Genomic DNA, 6,192 nt, shown 5'->3' with positions numbered 1-6,192 from the left:
TTTGTGACGCACTTGTACTTGCTGATTCGCTGGCACTTGTTGAAGCACTTTGTGAAGCAGATGTACTTGCGGACTCAGACGCACTGGTTGATGCACTTTGCGATGCGCTTGTGCTTGCTGACTCTGATGCACTTGTTGAAGCGCTTTGCGATGCAGATGTACTTGCGGATTCTGATGCACTTGTTGAAGCACTTTGCGATGCACTTGTACTTGCTGATTCTGACGCGCTGGTTGAAGCACTTTGCGATGCGGATGTGCTTGCTGACTCACTTGCGCTTGTCGAAGCACTTTGTGAAGCAGATGTACTTGCTGACTCACTTGCACTTGTCGAAGCACTCATTGATGCAGACGTACTTGCTGATTCACTGGCACTGGTTGACGCGCTTTGTGACGCTGAAGTACTTGCGGACTCACTTGCACTTGTTGAAGCACTTTGTGAGGCAGACGTACTTGCTGATTCTGACGCGCTGGTTGAAGCACTCATTGATGCACTTGTACTTGCGGACTCACTTGCGCTTGTCGAAGCACTTTGTGAAGCGGAGGTACTTGCCGACTCACTTGCACTTGTCGAAGCACTTTGCGATGCGCTAGTACTTGCAGATTCTGACGCGCTGGTTGACGCACTTTGTGAAGCGGACGTACTTGCGGATTCTGATGCGCTGGTTGACGCACTTTGTGAGGCAGACGTACTTGCGGACTCACTTGCACTCGTTGAAGCACTCATTGACGCTGATGTACTTGCTGACTCACTTGCACTTGTCGAAGCACTCATTGATGCAGATGTACTTGCCGACTCACTTGCACTTGTTGATACGCTTTGTGATGCTGAGGTGCTTGCGGACGCTCTGGCGCTAGTTGAAGCACTTTGCGATGCGCTAGTACTTGCGGATTCACTTGCACTCGTTGAGGCACTTTGCGAGGCGGACTTATAGTCTGAATCCGACAAATCTGGAGTCACTGTATTTTGTGTTCCATCTTTGTAGGTAATCGTTACAGTTCCATTGCTATCAATATCATATGATTTAATACGGAAATCTGACGCAGGGTTAGACGCCTTCACTGCAGCAAGAATCTTATCAAGATCAGCTTGCATCAATGAAGTTAAATTAGAAACCTGGACAGCATCACTTGGCTTAATACCAGGGAATTTTTCGTTCAGTTTCCCTTGCGCTACTACAGCCGTCACTCTACCCGTATTATCTGATAAGTCTGTAGCATTAGTTCCACGAGTCCATTTGTTTTTATCGTTATATTGGACATTTTCTCCGTAAGTAGCAGTATACTCTAATACTTTTGGATTTGTTGCTGAAGCTTCAGTAGGAGTATCCTTAATGCCCGGTGCTGCATCATCTGAAGAATAACCTTCTTGGAAAATTCTATCTTTATCAGAAACACCATCATAAAGTTTCAGAGTTTTAATCTTACCACTATTATCTTTAGCAGTTAAAACAACTTTAATCTTGTCGCCTGCAAAGACTTCATAACCACTGACTCCTGGGCGAACATTGTTCTTAATCGTTTGTTTTTCCCATAGCCCCGTCTTATCATTCTTGACATAAAGTTCAAAGGTAGCTTCTGGTCTCTCAGTTTCCTTGGTAATGGTCTTCGTCGTTGTAGCTGAAGTTAAGTTTTCTGTTCCACCACTTGGAAGAGTTACTACTTTCTCTTGCTTAGCTGTCACCTCCCCTATTGGAAGAAGGCCATTATTCTCATCATAGGCCTGCTTTAAGTCAGTAGGATCAAATGTGACACTAGTATCAGTATTGTTCACTTCTTTAGTGAAAATATGTCCAGCTATTGTCAAGGTTACAGTTGATCCCGGTGTAACATTTGTTACAGTGATCGACCGGTTTGGTAAACCTCCTGTATTTGTCACTTGATCATCGGCGATTTGTGGTGCTTGTGGATTGACTGTGTAAGTAATTGGAACACGCTGTTTGACACGGACACCTGTGCCATCTGCTGGCAACTCAACTTCTACATCCTTAGTAAATCGACCAACAGTTGAAAGATCTGGTTCACCATTAGCCCATCTGAAATTCGTCTTATTTACATTATAATCAGGTGCACCTGTCACCTTTGTAATAGAATCTTTTGGATTTGCAACTATACGTTGATAGTTAGCATCATTTGTCTGAGATTGAGTAAAGACATAGGAGCGATTTGATTCAAACTTGTAAACATTATGTACAACATTCACAGTCTTGCTCAAAACTTTAGCTGCATCACTTTCTCCAAATCGACCAACTGGATAAGTAAAAGTAAAGTTATAAGTAAAGCTTCCCGCCTCAGCAGTGTTAATTGGTGAGGATTCTTGAGGAGAGCCTCCAGCTGTAGTCCATTTCTGACTAGCGCCTGAAGGGAAAGCCCCCCCCACTTGATATACATAATCATACCAAGCTGTCCCATTGTGTGGTGTTGTACCTTGAATATCATTGATCGGCTCTTTTGGTGCAATTGTTGCCATAGTGCTGTAATTGATAGTCACATCATCTGTAGAGCCATCTGAATATCTAACTGTTGCTACAGCTTTTTTGTTATTTCCATAACTTGTCGTATCAATCGGAGTCTTCCAAGTTACAGTCGCACCTTGTGGTAGCTGTTTCCCGCCTTCAAGCTGAACAAAATTAGTAGCGTTTGACAAATCATCTGCTGTCTCACCTATAAAAGTATAGACAGTTGAAGACTTGGACACAGCATTATACTTATCGGTCTGATTCTTGATATTAAATTTGACATAACCATTGTCAGTAATACCATTTTTTGCATGGTTACTATCAGCAGTATTACGGTCATCTGTTGCCATCAAATAGCGGACAAAGGATTGACCTGCTGCGAATTTCTTATCTAGCTTACCTGTAATGGTAATTGTTGCATTTGCTTGATCCGTCAAGTTTGTAATCGGATTTGAACGTTTGAGACCATCATAGCCCGCATAGTTAATACCATTTGAATCATCTGCCGAGTCTTGTCTTTCAAACTTCAGAGAAGAGATCTTTCCAGAATCATCCGTCGCTTTAAAGGTTAGGTTAACTTCCTCGTCACGATAAATATCAATTTCCTTGGTAGCTGGTCTATCGTACGAAATCACCAATTTTGGACGTTCATTAACTGTCACTGACTGTGGAATTGGAGTGCTACGAGTTCCATCGTTATAGACAATCGTTGCTGTACCATTTGCTTGAACTTCAATATCTTTGATACGGTGAGTTGTCTGATTATTCTTAGCATAGATGGCATTCTTAACAGCTGTTTTTTCAGTTTCTGTCAAGTTATTTTTATCTGTAACAGGTGTAAATTCAGGATTTGTCACTGAAAGACGGTCTTTAAGTTGTCCTTGAGTGATACGAACATTACCAGTTCCAACAGTTCCGTTTACGTTTCCTACTTGGTCAGTTGCAACTGCATTCCGTTGCCAGGTATTGCCTGACTTCCACTCCAGATCATCCTTCATATGAGCATTGACGGTTATAGTCGCAGGATTTTCTGGTGTAGCAGTGATATCTCCTGTCAAGAGATCCACAGTTCCTGTACCATATTTAGGATCTTCAAAGAAGTTATCTCTCAATCCTGGTCGAGTCCCATCTGCCATTGAAACAATCTTGAACTCTTTTAACTTACCACTATTATCAGTCGCTGTAAATTTAACGGTGAAGTCATCACCAGCATAGACGATATGTTCATCTCCACGACTAGCAACTGGACTTGGAGTCGATGGAATAGTCTGACCATCACGTGTCACTGTAACAGCAGGAACAGGTACTTCCGTTTCCGCTCTTACGCTGGCTTGGACGATGTCTACAGTGTTATCACGATAGGTAATGGTGATTTCACCAGTGTTAGACACTGTAATATCTTTACCACCTTCAGAACCCTTCACGTAGTCAGCACTTGATAGGATCGTAGCATTTTGGTTCTTGAAGTTTGCTAGGATTTGAGCTTTCTCAGTCTCGCTTAAAGATGACGGGTTGTTAACTGTAACAGTGTCGCCACTCACAGGTTCGTTACGTTCGTTGAAGCCTTTGATGTTAAGCGTCAAGCGACCCAAAGTACTTTGTTGAGCAGTGTCAAACACTTTGAAGTCAAGATTGTAAACGCCTGGAGTCATTGGCTTCCAAGCATTAGAATCTCGACCAATTGTTCCACTTACAACTGAAGTATGTTCTTTAGGATTCTGTCTATTAGAATAATAAGGTTTAAATCCTTGATTACCAAATGGTGCACGAGTCATGGTCAAACCAGTGATGATAGTATTATTCGGATCAGCTAACATAGTTAGCACCCCTTTATCATCCTTCATGACAAAAGGAATTCCGTTTGCTCCACCTAAAACCTCATCATTATATACTTCAACATAAGAAGGGGTGATCGAGATAGTAGGTGCTTTATCGGTTGCTCTTTGACCTGTACCAGTAGGAACCGAACCATTCATAACTTGGGTGTAATTGCCCGAAGTGGTAGAACCATCAAACGGTCTACTACTTGTAGCCACTTGAGCATTCAAAGTAGCTTCACTAGAATTATTATTTACAGTAGCATAGATCCAAATAGTCGCTTCAAGATTCATATTCAAATCATGACGCTTATTGAAAACATATTCGTTCCCTGAGCCACCATTTTTTTCCATAGGTTGGCCATTGAAAAGAACACGAGTGATGGTTGTATTTTTATCCACTTGAGCAATTAGACCAGCGTAATTAAGCGGACTCTGTGAATGCATATTAATACGCCAGCTTACCTCTCGACTCCCACTCACAAAGGTTCCTTGTTCGAGAGAAGCGGTTGTATGCTCATTTTGTGTAATAGGCGCAAATCCTCTAAGATTTTCTCCCTTTGGTATTATTTGTCCATTACGGCTATCACGTTTACCTGAGTTTGCACGTAAAACCGCATTAACGATAGAGTTACGAGCCGAAGTAGCTGATTTGATCACTGGCCCTAGGTCAACATTTGGTTCCTTGAGCGCTGACTCAATCTCAGCAGTAGCAGTCTTAACTTTGAGAATAGCTGAATCTGTATCCGGTAAATCTACTGCCTTAGCAAGGTATTCGCCCATTTCGGCAGACAATTTTTCAAGTTTCTTGCGATCTTCTTCTATTTTCTTAGATGTTACTTCAGATGTTGATGTTATCGCAATAGTTGCTGTAGCTGTAGAAGTAATATTCATCGTTTGACTATTTATAACTACTAAGCTAGAAGCTATGGGAGAATTAGCAACTTGAACTTCAGAATCTACTCTAGAATTTAATTTTTCACCAGAAACAACTTGAGAATCAATAGGCTCTGATGACATCGAAAGCGATGAACTCATCGATGCTGAGGCACTGGTTGATGCGCTTTGGGAAGCTGAAGTGCTGGCTGATTCTGAAGCCGAGGTTGATGCTGACTCTGATGCAGACGTGCTAGCAGATTCTGAGGCACTCGTTGACACACTCAATGAATGAGACACAGAAGCTTCTACTGAGGCTGACTCTGAAATAGAGGCTGACGCTGCTTCTGTTTGTGATTGTGTCTGTGAAGGCTCTGTTGAGTGACCTAAAACAGCTGAGTCTGATGCCGCCAAAACATCTGTCGCTGGACTTACCGCACGCTCAAGAGCAGATGCATCATTCGATTCATCTGCTTGTACACGATAGGTCGTAGCTGCTCCGGTTAACAAGGCTCCCGTTGTTAACAATCCCTTTAATAAGTGCTCTTTTACTGAAGAAGGTGCGTTTTCTTCGAGCTGTGGTACTCGAACGCTGGCCTTGTCAACTCCTCCCCTGAGGACTCGAAACAGTCCAAAATAAGAAGTCGCTGCACGGAGCCAATGTTTTCCTGATTTTATTAATTTGAAACGTGTCACGCGATCTGTTTCGCGATATTGACCTTTGGTTCGTTTAAAATGCATACGTTCTTTTTCCTACCATATAGTATTTTTTACATTAAATTTCATTATATCAAAACATCTCCACTATGACCAGTATCTTGTTTAAATTTTTTCAACTGTTTTAAATATCCAAGCTCTCCTTCTAGACGCTATCCCTATCCAAATAAATTACTGGTACTACACACTCATTTTTGTTCTAAAAGAGGCTGGGACAAAAGTCCTAGCCTCTCAATTGTTTTTGGATTGTCGAGCAAGACGCAGTGGTTGAGTGGGCTCTACTACGCTGATTTCATCAGCTTTTACAGCCCTACTCAACTGTGCGG

Annotated in this window: 1 protein-coding gene; it reads right to left on the bottom strand. The window is 42.2% G+C overall.

Annotation, left to right across the window (positions count from 1 at the left end):
- Nucleotides 1–5,890, bottom strand: a 5,890-nt coding sequence (locus PCY07_RS10305) for an accessory Sec-dependent serine-rich glycoprotein adhesin (protein ID WP_301556741.1), incomplete at its 3' end; no start/stop codon positions are given.
- Nucleotides 5,891–6,192: the final 302 nt, after the last annotated feature.

Source organism: Streptococcus sp. SP1, assembly GCF_030440005.1.
GTDB lineage: Bacteria > Bacillota > Bacilli > Lactobacillales > Streptococcaceae > Streptococcus > Streptococcus parasanguinis.
The sequence above is the reverse complement of the archived record's forward strand: the minus strand, read 5'-3'. Positions and strand labels throughout refer to the sequence as shown.